Raw genomic sequence first — 16,531 nt, 5'->3', positions numbered from 1 at the left:
GTAACTCTATGAGCAACTATGACGTGCTGATCATCGGCGGCGGCCCTGGCGGCTACAACGCAGCCATTCGTGCCGGGCAACTGGGTCTGAAAGTTGCCTGCATCGAGGGGCGTGAGACCCTGGGCGGCACCTGCCTGAATGTCGGCTGCATGCCATCGAAGGCGTTGCTGCATGCCTCGGAGTTGTATGAAGCGGCGACCAGTGGTGAGCTCAACAACCTCGGTGTTGAGGTCACGCCGACGCTCAATCTGGCGCAGATGATGAAACAGAAGGATGAGAGCGTAACGGCACTGACCAAGGGCATCGAGTTTCTGTTTCGCAAGAACAAGGTCGAGTGGATCAAGGGTTGGGGCCGCTTGAATGGACCTGGCAAGGTCACGGTGACCTTCGCCGATGGCAGCGTACGCGAGCTGCAGGCCAAGGACATCGTAATTGCCACTGGCTCGGAGCCGACGCCGCTGCCAGGGGTGCCGATTGATAACCAGCGCATTCTCGACTCCACCGGTGCGCTGGCTTTGCCGAAGGTGCCCAAACACTTGGTAGTGATCGGCGCCGGGGTGATCGGCCTGGAATTGGGTTCGGTATGGCGGCGTTTGGGCAGCGACGTGACGGTGGTGGAGTACCTCGACCGCATTTGCCCAGGCCTGGACAACGAAACCGCGAAGACTCTGCAGCGCACCCTGAGCAAGCAGGGGTTGAATTTCAAACTGGCAACCAAGGTCAGCGCCGCCAAGGTCACGGCCAAAGGCGTCACCCTCGACGTGCAGCCAGCGACTGGCGGCGCTGTCGAGCCATTACAGGCCGACTATGTGCTGGTCGCCATCGGTCGTCGCCCCTATACCGCCGGCCTGGGGCTGGAAACCGTCGGCCTCGCTACCGACAAGCGCGGCATGCTGGAAAACCAGCAACACCGCAGCAGTGTGCCAGGTATCTGGATTATCGGCGACGTCACCTCCGGACCGATGCTTGCGCACAAGGCCGAAGATGAAGCCATCGCCTGTATCGAGCGGATTGCAGGACATGCTGCCGAGGTCAATTACGAGGCGATTCCCGGGGTCATCTACACCAAGCCGGAAGTCGCCACCGTGGGTAAGACCGAGGAGCAGCTGAAGGCCGAGGGGCGCGCCTATAAGGTCGGCAAGTTTCCTTTCACCGCCAACAGCCGGGCGAAGATCAACCATGAGGCTGAAGGCTTCGTCAAAGTGCTGGCCGATGAGCGAACCGACCAGATTCTCGGCGTGCATATCATCGGCCCCAGCGCCGGCGAACTGATTGGCGAATATTGCGTGGCCCTGGAGTTCAGTGCTTCAGCCGAAGATATTGCGCTGATCTGCCACCCGCACCCAACCCGCTCGGAAGCGCTACGCCAGGCGGCGATGAGTGTGCATGGTTGGGCCATGCAAGCCTAAGCACCGAAGCGCTGCAACTGCATCTCCTGTAATCGGCTGAGGGTGCGGCGAAAGGCGAAGCTCAGGTAGCCCTCGGTATAGAGTTCGGCGAGCGGCACCTGGGCTTCGAGGTACAGGGGTACCTTGCGGTCATAGCATTCATCCACCAAGGCGATAAAGCGCCGCACGCTGTCATCCTTGACCGACAAAGCGGGCAGTTGGCGATCGCCGGCCTGTACCCGCTCGACGCCATCTTCGGTGCCTCGGGCGATTTTCGCCGCGCGTTGCGGGCTGCTCAGGTTCGGCACTTCGCTCAGTAGAATGGCCTGGAAGCGGTCGCACAGGGCGATAAAGTCCGGCGCGGCCAAGGGCTGTTCGCACAGATCGGCAAAGCGGCACCAGAGCACGCCGGCGCAGTGACGCAGGGTCTGCACACTGCGGTTACCGAGCGTGAGCGGTTGATCGCAGCTGGGCCTACCTGCGGCCAACTGACTGAAGGTCCGGCTGAGCACACTGGACAGTCCAGGCGTGGCGACCCAGTAGCGGGTATGGGCGGTGCCTGGGTGCAGGCGATGGTCTTCCTCGCCGTTGATGCTGACCACCTGCATATGCCGCTGCAGAGCGGCCACCGCTGGCAGAAAACGCTCGCGGTTAAAGCCCTCGGCATACAGCAGTTCAGGCGGCTGGTTGGAGGTGGCGACCAGCACCACGCCCTGTTCAAACATCACCTGAAACAGACGGCCGAGAATAATCGCATCGCCGATATCGCTGACAAATAGCTCATCGAAGCACAGCACGCGCACCTCACGTGCCAGTTCCACTGCCAAGGCATACAGTGGGTCCGGCGTGCCGGTGAGCTGAAACAGGCGCCTATGCACCCAGCGCATAAAGTGGTGAAAGTGTTGGCGCCGCGCCGGGACTTTCAGCCCCCTGTAGAAGCTGTCCATCAGCCAGGTTTTGCCGCGGCCAACCGGCCCCCACAGATACACCCCGTTGATTAAGTCCAAGGGTTCGTCTTGGTGCAACGCCTGATAGCAATCGTGCAAGGCTTGGGCGGCCTGCCACTGTGCCGGGTCGGATTTGAAACCGTTGCAGTCGATGGCCTGCTGATAGGCGGTAAGTGGGGAGTTACTGGGCATGAAAACAGGCGCGTGGCAGTGAGATGGCGCGTTATAGCCTGTTGGCAGACCTCCGCGCCACATCCAACTTCAATCAGCGCCAGCTGAGGATTGGCCAGCCGGCCTCTTGCGCGTGTTGCAACAAGGTGCGGTCAGGGTTGACCACGTGCGGCTTGTCGACCACCTTGAGCAGCGGCAGGTCGTTGCGTGAATCGGAGTAGAAGTAGGCACCATCCAGGCTTTCGCCTTGTTCCTGCAACCATGCCTGCAGGCGAATAACCTTGCCTTCGCGGTAGGTCATCACGCCCTGGGTGCGACCGCTGTAATGGCCGTGCTGCTGTTCCAGGTCGATGGCCAGTACTTCCTCGATATTCAGACGCGCGGCAACCGCGCTGACCAGAAAATGCGCCGAGGCAGAAATAACCAGGATACGGTCGCCGGCGGCGCGGTGCTGGGCCAGGCAGCGGGTCGCGTCGCTGTAGAAGATCGGCTCGATCACGTCTTCGACAAAGGGCTCGACCACATGGGCAACTTCCTCGGCCGTGCGCCCGACCAGCGGCGACAGGGTGAAGGCCATGTAGTCTTCCATGGCCAGGCTGCCGGCGGCGTACTGACGCATCAGCTCCTGTTCATGGGCGATAAAGCTGTCCGCGTCGGCCCAGCCGAGCTTGACCATTTCCTGGGTCCACAGGCTGGCACAGTCGCCGCCGATCAGGGTTTCATCCAGGTCGAAAATTGCCAGGGCCATCAGGCCACCTCACAGATTGCGTTGTCTTCAATGTTCAGGTTGATACGTTGTCCGCTGGCCAGTAGGTCAGCGGGGGAGCGGTTGAGCACGTCCACCAGCAGTTCGACGCCACGGGCCTCGATGCGGTAACGGATCACGTTGCCGAGCAGGCGATGGCTGTGAATCTGTCCTTCGATCGCGCCCTGTGCTCCGAGCTGGATGGCTTCCGGGCGGATCGCTACACGGCTGGTGATCGGGCGCAGCAACAGGCGGCTGGCAGCGTCAGCATCCAGCAGGTTGTAGTTGCCGATAAACCCGGCCGCGAAGGCGTCCACTGGCGCGCTGTAGAGGCTTTCGGCATTGCCGCTCTGGACAATCTTGCCGGCATTCATCAGCACGATGCGGTCACTCATGACCAAGGCTTCTTCCTGGTCGTGGGTCACGAAAATGGTGGTCAGGCCCAGCTCTTGCTGGATGCTGCGGATCTGTTCGCGCAAGTGCTTGCGAATCCGCGCATCCAGCGCGGACAGCGGCTCATCAAGCAGCAGCAGGCGTGGGCGGGTGACCAGCGAGCGGGCCAGGGCCACGCGCTGACACTGGCCACCGGAGAGTTGGTGCGGGTAGCGCTCGGCGAAGTCGTTGAGCTCGACCAGTTCCAACACCTGCTTGACCCGCTGTTCGGCTTCGCTGCCCTTGATCTTCTGCATGCGCAGACCGAAGGCTACGTTCTGCGCCACGTTCATGTTGGGAAACAGTGCGTAGCTTTGGAACACCATGCCGATGCTGCGTTTTTGCGGTGTCAGCGGTACCAGATCCTGGCCATCGAGGATGATTTGTCCGCCATTCACTCCGGTTAGACCGGCGATGCAGCGCAGCAGAGTGGATTTGCCGCAGCCGGAGGGGCCGAGCAGGGTGATGAACTCGCCCTTGCCGATTTCACAATCGATGTCGCTGAAGATAGGGGTGCTGCCGTAGCTTTTATGCAGGCCGCGGATGCTCAGGTAACTCATGGTCTGTCCTTGTTCAGGCGATTGGCTGCCCAGGTGAAGATCAGCACGAAGAAGAAATAGGAAATCACCAGGGCGCTGTTGAAGTGGCCGCTGCTGTTTTTCATGTTGTTCAGGTACACCTGCAGGGTTTCATAGCGGGTGCCGACCAGCAGGTTGGCAAACACGAACTCGCCAAACAGGAAGCTGAACGAGAGAAACAGCGAAACCATCAGGCCCTTGCGCAGGTTGGGCAACACCACCAGAAAGGCTGCCTGCCAGGTACTGGCGCCGAGCAGCTGCGCGGCATCCATCAGGTCGCGCAGGTTGATGGCCTGCAGGTTGTTGGTGATCGCGCGGTACATGAACGGCAATGCCACAGTGAAGTAGCAACCGATCAGAATCCACGGTGTGCCGACCATTGCCAGCGGCCCTGAGCCATAGACCTGCAGCAAACCCACCGACGACACCACGGGCGGCACGGCGAATGGCAGCAGGATGAGGATGTTCATCAGACCGTCGAGTTTCGGAAAGTGGTAATGCACCACAAACAGCAGCGGCAGAATCAGCAGGGTAGCCAGTAGCAATGAGCCAACACAGACCAGCAGTGATTGACCGAAGGCGGCGAGAAAGCGTGGGTCACTCCACAGCGCCACATACCATTTAAAGGTCAGCCCGGATGGCAGGATGGTTGCTGACCAACTGGTGGACAGCGAATAGAGCAGGGTGCCGGCCAGCGGCAGCAGCAGGATCAGGAACAGCAGCCAGACCACTGTACGGTGATACAACGCAGCCGGTTTGTTATCAGCGAGTGACATGGTAGCTCCTCTTCAGCAGCCATTGGTGCGCGGCAGTGATCACTACCATCAGGCCTACCAGGACCATCGCCAGGGCGCTGGCCATGTCCGGGTTGAGGCTGATATCACCGGCCACCATCGCGGCAATGCGAATCGGCAGTACGTTGAAATTGCCGGTGGTCAAGGCATACACCGTGGCGTAGGCGCCCAAAGCGTTGGCCAGCAGGATGACGAAGGTCCCGAGCAATGCCGGCGTCAGCACTGGCAGGCCGATATATCGCCAGAAGTCCCAGGTGCCGGCGCCGAGCAGGGCGGCGGACTCGCGCCAGTCCTCCCGCAGGGCGTCGAAGGCCGGATACAGCAGCAGCACGCCCAGGGGGATCTGGAAGTAGGTGTAGAGCACGATCAAGCCGGTCTTGGAGTACAGGTTGAAGTCTTCGATGACCCCGGCCTGTTTCAACAGCAGGGTCAGCGCCCCGTTGAAACCCAGGATGATGATGAAGGCGAAGGCCAGCGGTACCCCGGCAAAGTTGCTGGTCATGTTGGAGAAGGCCATGACGAAGTCACGCAGCTTCGAGTCAACCTGGCGCAGCGAGTAGCTGCCGAGCACGGCAATCACGATGCCGATCAGACTTGACCAGAAGGCGATCTGCAGGCTGTGCTTGATCGCCTGCAAGTAGAACTTGGAGCTGAAGATCTTCTCGTAGTTACCCAGCCCCCAGCTGTCACCGACGCTCAGGCTGTGCACCGCCACCCACACCAGCGGGGCGATCTGGAAGGCGATAAAAAACACTGCAAAAGGTAGCAGGCACAGCAGGGCCAGCCACCTGCCGCGATTACCACGGGGTTTGTCCGCTGTCACTTGAGCAGCTCCTTGCACCAGGGTTTGTCATGGGCGGCGCCGAGCAGTGTGCAGATGGTGCCGCACAGCTCTGTCTGCAGTGGCTGTGCATGGCCATCCAGGCTGAACGCGCTGCCCGCAACGAACAGCGGCACTTCACGCTCTTCCGGCAGTAGGCCGTTGTGCGAACGGTCGTTGTTCATGCCGTGGTCAGCCGTTACCAGCACCTGATAACCGGCATCCAGCCAGCGTTGCAGGTACTCGGCCAGCAACAGGTCGGCGACCCGCGCGCTGTTGCGGTACTGCGGCGAATCCAGGCCATGTTTGTGGCCGGCGTCGTCAATATTCATCGGGTGCACCAGAAGAAAATTCGGCCGGTGCTGCACCCGCAGGTGCTCGGCGTCGGCAAACAGGTGCGAGTCCGGATAGTGGTCGGCGTAGTAGAAATGGCCCTGCTGAATGGGCAGGTCAGGGTCACAGGTGTGGCGGTCGCGGGCGGCATCGAAGGGCGCTCGGTTATACAGTTCACTGATCCAGTGATAGGCCGCTGCCGCGGTGGAAAGACCCGCAGCACGGGCATAGTGGAAGATGCTGCGCTGGTTGGACAAACGCACCACATCGTTGTGCACGATGCCGCTGTCGATTGGCGCGATGCCCGTCATGATGCATTCGTAAAGGGGGCGTGACAGTGAGGGCAGCTCGCATTCGAGCTTGTACAGCGCGGCACGGCCGGCACCGCAGTAGGCCTGCAGATGGCCCAGTGCATGGCGGGCCACCTCGAAGTTCAGGCCATCCAGAACCACCAGGATGACATTGTGTTTCATCGAACGATTTCCTTGAACAAAAACGCAGCCCGGCGAGTGTCGGGCTGCGGACCCGCATTTACTGCATTTCGATGATCACATTTTCCTGCCACAGTTGTGGCAGTGCTTTGGAGGTTGCTTCCCAGGCAGCCGGATCCTTGATGGGCTGGACCTTGGCGTACTGCTCGTTAGGCAGCAGTTTGGCCTGTACCTCGGCTGGCAGAGTCAGGTGCTCGGCACGAATCGGGCGCGCGTTACCCTTGGCCAGGTTGATTTGTCCGGCATCGCTGAGGATGTACTCACGCGCCAGTTTGGCGGCGTTAGGGTTCTTGGCGTACTTGTTGATGATGGTGCTGTAGCCGGAGATCACCGAGCCGTCGGACGGGATCAGCACTTCGAAACGGCTTGGATCAATCTGGTCACGGTAGGACAGGCCATTGAAGTCCCAGACAATGCCGACTTCCACTTCACCTTTTTCCAGGGTCTGGATGGTCGGGTTGGACAAGCCCAGGCGGCCCTGTTTGGCGATTGCAGCGAAGAAATCCAGGCCCGGTTGAATATTCTTTTCATTGCCGCCGTTGGCAATCGAAGCCGCCAGGACACCATTAACGGCTTGAGCCGCAGCGCTTACGTCACCGATGGCAACCTTGTAGGTGCCCTGTTTCAGATCAGCCCACGAGCGAGGCACGTCCTTGACCAGTTGTTTGTTGACGATAAAGGCGATGGAGCCGGTGTAGGCCAGCATCCAGTGGCCATCGGCATCCTTGGCCCAGTTCGGAATCTGTTCCCAGGTGCTCGGTTTGTAGGCTTGAGTAACACCTTGCTGTACGGCGATGGGACCAAAAGCAGCGCCCACGTCACCGATGTCGGCCGTGGCATTGTCTTTTTCAGCGGCGAACTTGGCGATTTCCTGGGCCGAGCTCATGTCGGTGTCCATGTGCTTGAGGCCATAGAGCTTGTTCAAATCGGCCCAGGTGTCTTTCCAGTTGGCCCAGCTGTCAGGCATGCCCACACTGTTTACCGCGCCTTCAGCGCGCGCGGCCTGTTCCAGTGCTTTCAAGTCCGTCCCGGCCGCCATAGCGGAAGTCGCCAGGGCGATGGCTGAGCCCATCAGTGAAGCCAGCAGCAGTTGTTTCATTGGAAACTCCTTTGCGAGTGAAGTGCGTGCGGTGAGGATCTGGTCTAGATCAGCAAGACCCAGGCCAATTTAGGCTTGTTAAATGACAGTTTTATGTACGCTGCTCATTAAACGCTGCGATCCACTGCGTCTGAGTGAGAGCACCACAAGCGTAGACCATGAATAAATCTGCTTACCGGCTGCCTGCAAAGCAAGTTTTACCGGACTATGGTGACGCCGGAAGAAAGTTGTCATGGCATGGTCATCAAGACTGCTTAAACTTGAAACATGATTTTTAGTGCGGCACAAACAGGTTTATGCCCTCAAATGGGGCTGGACTAGTCCAATTTTCGGAGGTCTTGATGCGCGATGAAGCGCCGCGGGCAGTCACTGCTATATGTCGGGCATTGGAAGAACAGATCGAGCACGGTCTGTTGCCGTCGGGAAGTCAGTTGCCGGCCGAGCGCAAGCTCAGCGAGGTGTTCGATACCACGCGGATTACCCTGCGTGAGGCGCTAGGACAACTCGAAGCTCAGGGACTGATCTACCGTGAGGAGCGTCGCGGCTGGTTTGTTTCGCCTCCGCGCGTGGCTTACAACCCATTGGTACGCAGCCACTTCCATGCCATGGTCGGCGAGCAGGGCCGGGTGCCGGCCACCGAAGTGTTGAGTGCCAAACTGATTCCCGCTAGTGCGGAAATCTGCCAACTGTTGGCTCTGCCGGCGTTGTCCAGCGTCTACCAGATCCGTCGTGCACGGCGCATTGATGGGCGGTTGGTGCTGTATGTCGAGCACTACCTCAATCCCAATTATTTCGCTGGCATTCTGGATTTCGACCTGACCCGCTCGCTGACCGAGTTGTACGCCAGCGAATACGATATCCATTACGGCCGGGTGCGTTTCGATATGGTGCCCACGGCGTTGCACAGTGAAGCCGCGTCGGCGTTGAAGGTGGCGGTGGGCAGCCCGGCGCTGCGGATTGTGCGGATCAATCGCGATCAGCATGGCCGGTTGATCGATTGTGATCTGGAGTTCTGGCGCCATGACGCTCTGCATGTGAGCGTCGAGGTGCCGGAGTAGCAGGGCTACGCATCGCGCTTTGGTAGGGTGGACATGCGAAGCGTTGTCCACCGCGGCGGATAAACCTCTGGCATGTCCGCTCTACGGGGCGGCTGTCAGGGCAGCTCAGCACTGGCGTAAAACGCCGTCAACACTTTCACCAGATGCGCCAAGTCATGGCTGCCGGCCAGTTCGCGGATCGAGTGCATGGCGAAGGTCGGCAGGCCAATGTCCACGGTGCGTACGCCCAGTTGGCTGGCGGTGATCGGGCCGATGGTCGAGCCGCAACCCATATCGCTGCGGGTGACGAAACTCTGTACCGGCACTTCGTTTTCCAGGCACAGGTGGCGGAAGAATCCAGCGGTTTCGCTGTTGGTGGCATAGCGCTGGTTGCTGTTGATCTTGATCACCGGCCCGGCGTTGAGCTTGGGGCCATGGTTCTGGTCATGCTTGTCGGCGTAGTTGGGGTGCACGCCGTGTGCGTTATCGGCCGATACCAACAGCGAGCGCTGGATGGTTCGGACGAAGGCATCGCCATCTGGCAACACGCGGCGCAATACCTGTTCGAGCATCGGGCCGTCGGCACCGCAGGCCGAGCAGGAGCCGACTTCTTCATGGTCGGTGCACACCAGCACGCAGCTTTCATCATCCGGCGCAGCCAGCAGTGCCTGCAGCCCGGCGTAACAGGACAACAGGTTGTCCAGCCGCGCGCCGGCGATAAAGTCGCCATTCAGGCCAATCACTGCAGCGCTCTGGGTGTCGTAGAAACTCAGCTCGTAATCGAGTACCGCATCGGCACTGAAATCGTGTTCACGGGCTAGCTGGTCGGTGATCAGCGCGCGGAAATCCGCTGTTTCACTGCCTGCGACCTGGGCGAGAATTGGCGGCAGTTCGTTTTGTGCGTTGATGGCCCAGCCCTGGTTTGCTTCACGGTTGAGGTGGATGGCCAGGTTGGGGATCACCGCAATTGGGTTCTGGAAATCGATCAGTTGGCTTTCTACCTTGCCGTCGCGGCGGTAGGTCACCCGGCCGGCCAGCGACAGGTCGCGGTCGAACCAGGGCGCCAGCAATGCGCCCCCATAGACCTCGACGCCGAGTTGGAAAAAGCCCTGGCGCTGCAGCTCCGGTTGCGGTTTGACGCGCAGGCACGGGCTGTCGGTGTGCGCGCCGACCAGGCGAATACCGCCTTCCAGTGGCGCGCGTTTGCCAAGCTTGAAGGCGATGATCGAGGAGTCGTTGCGCGTTACGTAATAGCGACCACCAGCCTCGGTGTGCCAGCTGGCACGCTCATCCAGACGCTGAAAACCGCCTGCTTCGAGGCGCAGAGCCAAGCTGGCCGTGGCATGGAACGGGGTAGGCGAGGCCTTGAGAAATTCGATCAGGCCTTGGTTCAAATCTTCGCGCATAGGGCACTCCGGGCGGCAATCGGCCGAGTTTAGCGGATTTGCCTCAGGCTTTGGGTGGCGGCGCTCGACTGATCAGCGTGGAATGCTGACCAGGCTGAGCAGGTAGCCGTCGAACTCAGTAAACTGGCCTTCAAGCTCACTGCCGGCCGGCCAGTCGGTATGCAGGTCGATCAACAGGCGCATGCGCACTCTATTCTCGGCGTCGACGCTGAGTAGTTCGGCGTCCTGAAAGTAGAAATGACGCAGCACCTGGGGATAGAGCGCCTTGAATAGGCTCTCCTTGAGCGAGAAGGTCAGGCTAATGCGCTGGGCGCGTTGTTCTGTGGGCAGGCTGTTCAGACTGGCCAGTTCGTTCGGGGTGAGGATTTCCCCTGCCAACCGTTCAGCGCGGCTTGCAGGCATGATCAGCTCGATATCCAGGCCGAGGCCGCGCCAATCCGCGCTGTTGCCCACCACTGCGCCGGCCCAGCCACTGCCGTGAGTGATTGAGCCAAGAGTACCTGTCGGCCATTGCGGCGCACGGTCTTCGCCGCTGCCTGGAACTGCCGGTAACCCGGTGAGCTGGTTAAGTGCTGCACGGGCGCACAAGCGGCCGGCGAGATATTCGGTCTGACGCTTGGCAATGCCTGATACCGGCGTAATGGCGCAGCGCCGGAAGTCCTCGTTGCGCAGTTGGGCGGGGTCAAAGCGGGTGCTGTACAGCTGCAGTGACGGTAATGTGTGAGGCAGTGGCCAGTGGGCGCTGAGCGAGGTGCAGCAGGCGGGTAGAAAGTCTGTAGTCATGGCGCATTCTGCCGTGTACGCGCTGCATCGGCCAGCAGGCAGTGTTGTTTACAATTCTTTGCAATGCGACAACAAAGCTAAACGAAGCGGTTGAGGTTTTTTTGTCACACTGGGTCATGCGTTTCTTTGGAGACGCAGGTGAGGTTGTAGCCAGTGCATGCGTGAGGCTTGTGCCGGCATTTCTCTGAAATTGAGTGCGGGAGCCCGTTTGGGCTCCCGTTTTTTTTGCCTGCTCTTTTTGTTGTGGCCATGAAGCTCGAAATGGCAGGAGGGCTTGAAGCCGCAAAGAGGAGTTGCGCTAATGTTGCAGTGCGCATCGAGATTTATTAACGCGCTTGGTATTAGGCTCTGCATGTGTGCGCAATCGATTGTCTGTGGACAGGCTTACTCTTTACCTATTGGGTCGCTTGGGCAGGACCGTTATCCTCTGTGTCTTGATCAAGTCAGTAGGTGAGTGATGTTTTCATCTGTAAGCGTCTTTAAGCTGTTGCCCTTTACGTTGTGTTTACTGCTTTGCGCATGTGTTGGCGGTCCTGCGTTGTCGCCTGAGACCAAGCGCTTACCTGAGCGTGTGGAGTTGGCCGATGTCCCATTCTTCCAGCTCAGTGATGCGCAAGGCGGGCCGTCGGCATTGGCAGCTTTGCTGAACCACTATGGTGTGATCAGCAGCCCGGGGTTGGTGGATGAGCGCATTGCGCAGCTGGCCAAGGGGCAGAGTCCGCAAGCTGGGCTGGAGAAAGTAGCGCGCTCATACGACCTGCTGGTTTACCCCTTGCCAGGTAATCTGGACGCCCTGTTGCAGCAAGTGTCTGCCGGGCATCCGGTGCTGTTGATGCAGGACCGCATGTTTGCTGGCCCCGGTTCGCAGTTCGCGGTGTTGGTGGGGTATGACCAGCGTGAGCGGACGCTGGTATTGCGCTCTGGTAATAATCGGCGCTGGTACACCAGCTTCGCCCGTTTTGATGATGCCTGGGGCGAGGCGGGGCGTTGGGCCGTGTTGGTTCAGCCGGCCAGCCAATTGCCAGCGCAGCCTGTCGAGCAGGTCTGGCTGCAGGCGGCGCGCCAGCTGCAGCAGCAAGGTCGTAACGAGGCTGCGCAGCGGCACTGCGTGCGGCGCGTCAGGTTTGGCCGGATGCGGCGCTGTAGCGCTGATGGTAGGAGGTAACACGCAAAACGGCACCTGAGGGTGCCGTTTGGGTTGTTGTAGGTGGGTTAGATGCCTAGCTTGTCGCGCAGGGTGTAGTACCAAGCACCCAGGGCGCTGAATGGCACCTGGAACAGGCGGCCGCCAGGGAAGGGGTAGTGTGGCAGATCGGCGAATGCGTCGAAACGTTCGGCCTGTCCGCGTAGGGCCTCAGCCAGTACACGGCCAGCCAAGTGGGTGTAAGTCACACCGTGGCCGCTACAACCTTGCGAGTAATAGATGTTATCGCCCAGGCGGCCAACCTGCGGTAGGCGCGACAGGGTCAGCAGGAAGTTGCCGGTCCAGGCGTAGTCGATCTTCACATCTTTCAACTGTGGGAAAGCTTTGAGCATCTTCGGCCGGATGATGGCCTCAATGTTCGCCGGGTCGCGGGCGCCGTAGACCACGCCGCCGCCGAAGATCAGGCGCTTATCGCTGGTCAGGCGGTAGTAGTCGAGCAGGTAATTGCAGTCTTCCACACAGTAGTCCTGCGGCAGCAGGCTTTTCGCCAGTTCAGCGGACAGCGGCTCGGTGGTGATCACCTGGGTGCCACATGGCATCGACTTGGCCGACAGTTCGGGGATCAAGTTGCCCAGGTAGGCGTTGCCGGCGACGACCACGAACTTGGCTTTGATTCGGCCGTTGGGTGTGTGCACGACAGGGTTGGCGCCGCGATCAATGCGGATTGCCGGGGATTGTTCATAGATCACGCCGCCCAGCGACTCAACAGCCGCCGCTTCACCCAGGGCCAGATTGAGTGGGTGTATGTGGCCGCCGCTCATGTCCAGCATGCCGCCCACGTAAACGTCGCTGTCCACCACTTCACGAATGCGCTTGGCGTCCATCAGTTCCAACTGAGTATGGCCGTAGCGTTCCCAGAGCTTTTTCTGCGATTCCAGGTGTTTCATGTGCTTGGGGGTGTTGGCCGCGAAAACGCCGCCGTCCTTCAAGTCGCACTGGATGTTGTATTTAGCAATGCGCTCACGAATGATGCGGCCGCCTTCAAAGGCCATGTCGCCCAGCAGTTTGGCCTGTTTGGGGCCGACGCTGCGTTCGATCACATCAATGTCGCGGCTGTAACTGTTGACGATCTGGCCGCCGTTGCGGCCGGAGGCGCCAAAGCCAACTTTTGCCGCTTCTACAATGCTCACTTTAAAGCCACTTTCCAGCAGGGCGATGGCTGTTGATAGGCCGGTGTAGCCAGCACCGACGATGCACACGTCAGTCTCGACTTCACCATTCAATTCTGGGCGCGGCGGAACCGGATTGGCGGAGGCCGCGTAATAGGATTGTGGATAAGCTGTGTGCGCCATTTTGCAACCTCTGTTCTTTATTTTTTACGAATGGGCGGATGCTACCTGAGTTGAAAATGCTCGGCTAGTGGCCTGTGCGAAATATAAAACGCCGTATAGAACAGTAAAAAATTCAGTTATTCAGGCAGTTAGCGAAAAAATAGGTTGACACTTTTGTTCGCGGCCGTAGAATGCGCACCCATCGTAGGCACGTAGCTCAGTTGGTTAGAGCACCACCTTGACATGGTGGGGGTCGTTGGTTCGAGTCCAATCGTGCCTACCAGATTTGGTAGAAAAAGGGTCGCTTAGGCGGCCCTTTTTTATTGGGTTCTTGCCAGTGAGCCTGGCTTTCTGCAAGCATTCGCGCGGTTAATCGTTGTTTCAAACCTCCAGTGACTCCGGTTTGGTTTTGGTTGGCTGAAAAGCTCCTGCCACTGTATGGCAGGTATACCGCCGAATCGCTTACTGGCTCATCCCAACCCATGTGGCCTTTGGTAGAGGTCACCACTAGGAGAGGAGGCGCCATGCCCATCATTACTCTTCCCGACGGCAGTCAGCGTTCGTTCGATCACCCGGTATCCGTACTCGAGGTGGCGCAATCCATTGGTGCTGGTCTGGCGAAAGCCACATTGGCCGGCAAGGTAAACGGCAAGCTGGTGGATGCTTGTGACCTGATTGAAAGCGACGCCACCTTGCAGATCATTACACCGAAAGACCAGGAGGGGCTCGAAATTATTCGCCATTCCTGTGCGCATTTGATCGGGCATGCTGTCAAGCAGCTGTTCCCGACAGCCAAAATGGTGATCGGCCCGGTCATTGATGAAGGTTTCTACTACGACATCGCCTCCGAGCGTCCCTTTACTCTAGATGATGTGGCGGCAATCGAGCAGCGTATGCAGCAGCTGATCGAGAAGGACTACGACGTCATCAAGAAGGTAACCCCGCGCGCGGAAGTTATTGATGTGTTCGCCGCGCGTGGTGAGGATTACAAGCTGCGTCTGGTGGATGACATGCCGGACGAGCAGGCCATGGGGCTTTACTACCATGAAGAATACGTCGACATGTGCCGTGGTCCGCATGTGCCGAATACGCGTTTCCTTAAGGCGTTCAAGCTGACCAAACTGTCCGGTGCTTACTGGCGCGGCGATGCCAAGAACGAGCAGTTGCAGCGTGTTTACGGCACGGCCTGGGCTGACAAGAAGCAGTTGGCGGCCTATATCCAGCGCATTGAAGAGGCCGAGAAGCGCGATCACCGCAAGATTGGCAAGCGCCTCGATCTGTTCCATACCCAGGAGGAAGCTCCGGGCATGGTGTTTTGGCATCCCAATGGCTGGACCATCTATCAGGTGCTTGAGCAGTACATGCGCGGCGTGCAGCGCGAGAACGGCTACCAGGAGGTCCGTACGCCGCAGGTGGTCGATCGGGTTTTGTGGGAGAAATCCGGGCACTGGGGTAACTACGCCGACAACATGTTCACTACTGAGTCGGAAAGTCGCGATTACGCGATCAAGCCGATGAACTGTCCATGTCACGTGCAGATTTTCAATCAGGGGTTGAAAAGCTACCGTGAGCTGCCGCTGCGTTTGGCTGAATTCGGCTCTTGCCACCGCAATGAGGCGTCAGGTGCGCTCCACGGCATTATGCGCGTGCGCGGTTTTACTCAGGATGATGCGCATATCTTCTGCACCGAAGAGCAGGTGAAGAAAGAGGCGGCGGACTTTATCAAGCTGACATTGCAGGTTTATTCGGACTTTGGTTTCAGTGATGTCAAAATGAAGCTCTCCACACGTCCGGCCAAGCGGGTGGGTGATGATGCATTTTGGGATCGCGCTGAAACGGCCCTGGCTGACGCGCTGAATGATGCGGGCTTGCCTTGGGAGTATCTGCCGGGTGAGGGGGCGTTCTACGGTCCAAAGATCGAGTTCACGCTGCTCGACTGCCTTGGTCGTGCCTGGCAGTGTGGCACCCTGCAGTACGATCCGAACATGCCGCAGCGCCTGGAAGCCAGCTATGTTTCCGAAGATAACAGCCGCAAGGTGCCGGTTATGTTGCATCGGGCGATTCTTGGTTCTTTCGAGCGTTTCATCGGGATTCTGATCGAGCACTACGAAGGTGCATTCCCTGCGTGGTTGGCGCCAACTCAGGCCGTAGTGATGAATATCACTGACAAACAGGCCAATTTTGCTCTGGATGTGGAAAAAACTCTCAACCAAAGCGGTTTTCGTGCCAAGTCCGACTTGAGGAACGAGAAGATAGGCTTTAAAATCCGCGAGCATACTTTGCTCAAGGTTCCTTATCTCTTGGTTATCGGAGATCGGGAAGTTGAGACGCAAACTGTCGCCGTGCGTACCCGTGAAGGTGCTGATCTGGGCTCTATGCCCGTCACTCAATTCGCTGAATTCCTCGCGCAGGCGGTTTCCCGGCGTGGTCGCCAAGATTTGGAGTAATCATTATTAAGCGTGATATGAGACAAGATAAACGAGCTGCACCGAAGGCCCCGATCAACGAGAATATCTCGGCACGCGAGGTTCGGTTAATTGGCGCTGACGGCGAGCAAATTGGCATCGTCTCGATTGATGAAGCGCTTAGGGTTGCTGAAGAATCCAAGCTGGACTTGGTAGAAATTTCAGCTGATGCAGTACCGCCGGTTTGCCGGGTTATGGATTACGGCAAATCGATCTTCGAAAAGAAGAAGCAGATTGCGGCAGCGAAGAAAAATCAGAAGCAGGTCCAGGTTAAAGAAATTAAGTTTCGTCCAGGGACGGAGGAAGGGGATTACCAGGTAAAACTACGCAACCTGGTACGTTTCCTTAGTGATGGGGACAGGGCCAAGGTATCGCTTCGATTCCGCGGTCGTGAGATGGCGCATCAGGAGCTGGGCATGGAGTTGTTGAAGCGGGTTGAAGGTGACCTTGCTGAATATGGCACCGTTGAGCAGCATCCAAAGATGGAAGGACGCCAGCTGATTATGGTCATCGCCCCCAAAAAGAAGAAGTAACCACCAGGGCACGGCAGGCCTTGCGGTTATGTTT

General features: G+C 58.8%; 15 protein-coding genes and 1 tRNA gene. 6 read left to right on the top strand and 10 right to left on the bottom strand.

Features of this window, described 5'->3' with window-relative positions; genetic code table 11:
• Window positions 1-8: 8 nt before the first annotated feature.
• Entirely contained in the window at window positions 9-1,409 is a 1,401-nt protein-coding gene (gene lpdA / locus OU997_RS19685; protein ID WP_267808213.1) for a dihydrolipoyl dehydrogenase, read from the top strand.
• Here the strand turns inward: lpdA and zapE are convergent.
• The 7 genes from zapE to OU997_RS19650 all read right to left on the bottom strand — a co-directional run bounded on the left by zapE (window position 1,406) and on the right by OU997_RS19650 (window position 7,798).
• A complete protein-coding gene (zapE, locus tag OU997_RS19680; protein ID WP_108489058.1) occupies window positions 1,406-2,527 on the bottom strand; it encodes a cell division protein ZapE in 1,122 nt (373 codons plus the stop codon). The two genes, lpdA and zapE, sit on opposite strands and share 4 nt — an antisense overlap.
• A 73-nt stretch (window positions 2,528-2,600) precedes the next feature.
• A complete protein-coding gene (locus tag OU997_RS19675; protein WP_108489057.1) occupies window positions 2,601-3,254 on the bottom strand; it encodes an HAD family hydrolase in 654 nt (217 codons plus the stop codon).
• On the bottom strand, window positions 3,254-4,243 hold the full coding sequence (locus OU997_RS19670) for an ABC transporter ATP-binding protein (RefSeq protein ID WP_267808210.1): 990 nt from the start codon (window positions 4,241-4,243) through the stop codon (window positions 3,254-3,256). Before OU997_RS19670 ends, OU997_RS19675 begins: the two co-directional genes overlap by 1 nt.
• Window positions 4,240-5,037, bottom strand: a complete 798-nt coding sequence (locus OU997_RS19665; RefSeq protein WP_267808208.1) for an ABC transporter permease — start codon at window positions 5,035-5,037, stop codon at window positions 4,240-4,242. The genes OU997_RS19670 and OU997_RS19665 overlap by 4 nt, the downstream gene beginning before the upstream one ends.
• The gene (locus tag OU997_RS19660; protein WP_108489054.1) at window positions 5,024-5,878 is read right to left on the bottom strand and encodes an ABC transporter permease; all 855 of its coding nucleotides are present in this window, start codon (window positions 5,876-5,878) and stop codon (window positions 5,024-5,026) included. The genes OU997_RS19665 and OU997_RS19660 overlap by 14 nt, the downstream gene beginning before the upstream one ends.
• Window positions 5,875-6,681: an alkaline phosphatase family protein gene (locus tag OU997_RS19655; protein ID WP_267808207.1), complete on the bottom strand. Its 807-nt coding sequence runs from the start codon at window positions 6,679-6,681 to the stop codon at window positions 5,875-5,877. Before OU997_RS19655 ends, OU997_RS19660 begins: the two co-directional genes overlap by 4 nt.
• A gap of 58 nt (window positions 6,682-6,739) precedes the next feature.
• On the bottom strand, window positions 6,740-7,798 hold the full coding sequence (locus OU997_RS19650; protein WP_108489052.1) for an ABC transporter substrate-binding protein: 1,059 nt from the start codon (window positions 7,796-7,798) through the stop codon (window positions 6,740-6,742).
• Window positions 7,799-8,139: 341 nt separating this feature from the next.
• Here OU997_RS19650 and OU997_RS19645 point away from each other — a divergent pair, with 341 nt between their 5' ends.
• Entirely contained in the window at window positions 8,140-8,856 is a 717-nt protein-coding gene (locus OU997_RS19645) for a UTRA domain-containing protein (RefSeq protein ID WP_108489051.1), read from the top strand.
• A 95-nt stretch (window positions 8,857-8,951) separates the two neighbouring features.
• Here OU997_RS19645 and OU997_RS19640 read toward each other — a convergent pair whose 3' ends face one another.
• Complete coding sequence (locus OU997_RS19640; protein ID WP_267808206.1) at window positions 8,952-10,241, bottom strand: M18 family aminopeptidase; 1,290 nt, start codon at window positions 10,239-10,241, stop codon at window positions 8,952-8,954.
• Window positions 10,242-10,313: 72 nt separating this feature from the next.
• Window positions 10,314-11,024: a 4'-phosphopantetheinyl transferase family protein gene (locus OU997_RS19635; protein WP_108489049.1), complete on the bottom strand. Its 711-nt coding sequence runs from the start codon at window positions 11,022-11,024 to the stop codon at window positions 10,314-10,316.
• Between the two features lie 538 nt (window positions 11,025-11,562).
• Between OU997_RS19635 and OU997_RS19630 the strand changes: the two genes are divergently transcribed.
• On the top strand, window positions 11,563-12,189 hold the full coding sequence (locus tag OU997_RS19630) for a peptidase C39 family protein (protein WP_267808204.1): 627 nt from the start codon (window positions 11,563-11,565) through the stop codon (window positions 12,187-12,189).
• Window positions 12,190-12,236: 47 nt separating this feature from the next.
• Here OU997_RS19630 and OU997_RS19625 read toward each other — a convergent pair whose 3' ends face one another.
• Complete coding sequence (locus OU997_RS19625) at window positions 12,237-13,520, bottom strand: NAD(P)/FAD-dependent oxidoreductase (RefSeq protein WP_108489047.1); 1,284 nt, start codon at window positions 13,518-13,520, stop codon at window positions 12,237-12,239.
• A 185-nt stretch (window positions 13,521-13,705) separates the two neighbouring features.
• On the opposite strand from OU997_RS19625, the gene OU997_RS19620 reads away from it, so the two are divergent.
• The 3 genes from OU997_RS19620 to infC all read left to right on the top strand — a co-directional run bounded on the left by OU997_RS19620 (window position 13,706) and on the right by infC (window position 16,497).
• Window positions 13,706-13,782 (top strand) — tRNA-Val (locus tag OU997_RS19620).
• 241 nt (window positions 13,783-14,023) lie between these two features.
• A complete protein-coding gene (gene thrS, locus OU997_RS19615; protein WP_267809935.1) occupies window positions 14,024-15,946 on the top strand; it encodes a threonine--tRNA ligase in 1,923 nt (640 codons plus the stop codon).
• Window positions 15,946-16,497 (top strand): translation initiation factor IF-3, encoded by a 552-nt coding sequence (gene infC / locus OU997_RS19610; RefSeq protein WP_177479970.1) that lies wholly within the window; start codon window positions 15,946-15,948, stop codon window positions 16,495-16,497. Before thrS ends, infC begins: the two co-directional genes overlap by 1 nt.
• Window positions 16,498-16,531 lie beyond the last annotated feature (34 nt).

This window comes from Pseudomonas sp. SL4(2022) (assembly GCF_026625725.1).
In the GTDB taxonomy this organism is placed as follows: domain Bacteria; phylum Pseudomonadota; class Gammaproteobacteria; order Pseudomonadales; family Pseudomonadaceae; genus Aquipseudomonas.
The sequence above is the reverse complement of the archived record's forward strand: the minus strand, read 5'-3'. Positions and strand labels throughout refer to the sequence as shown.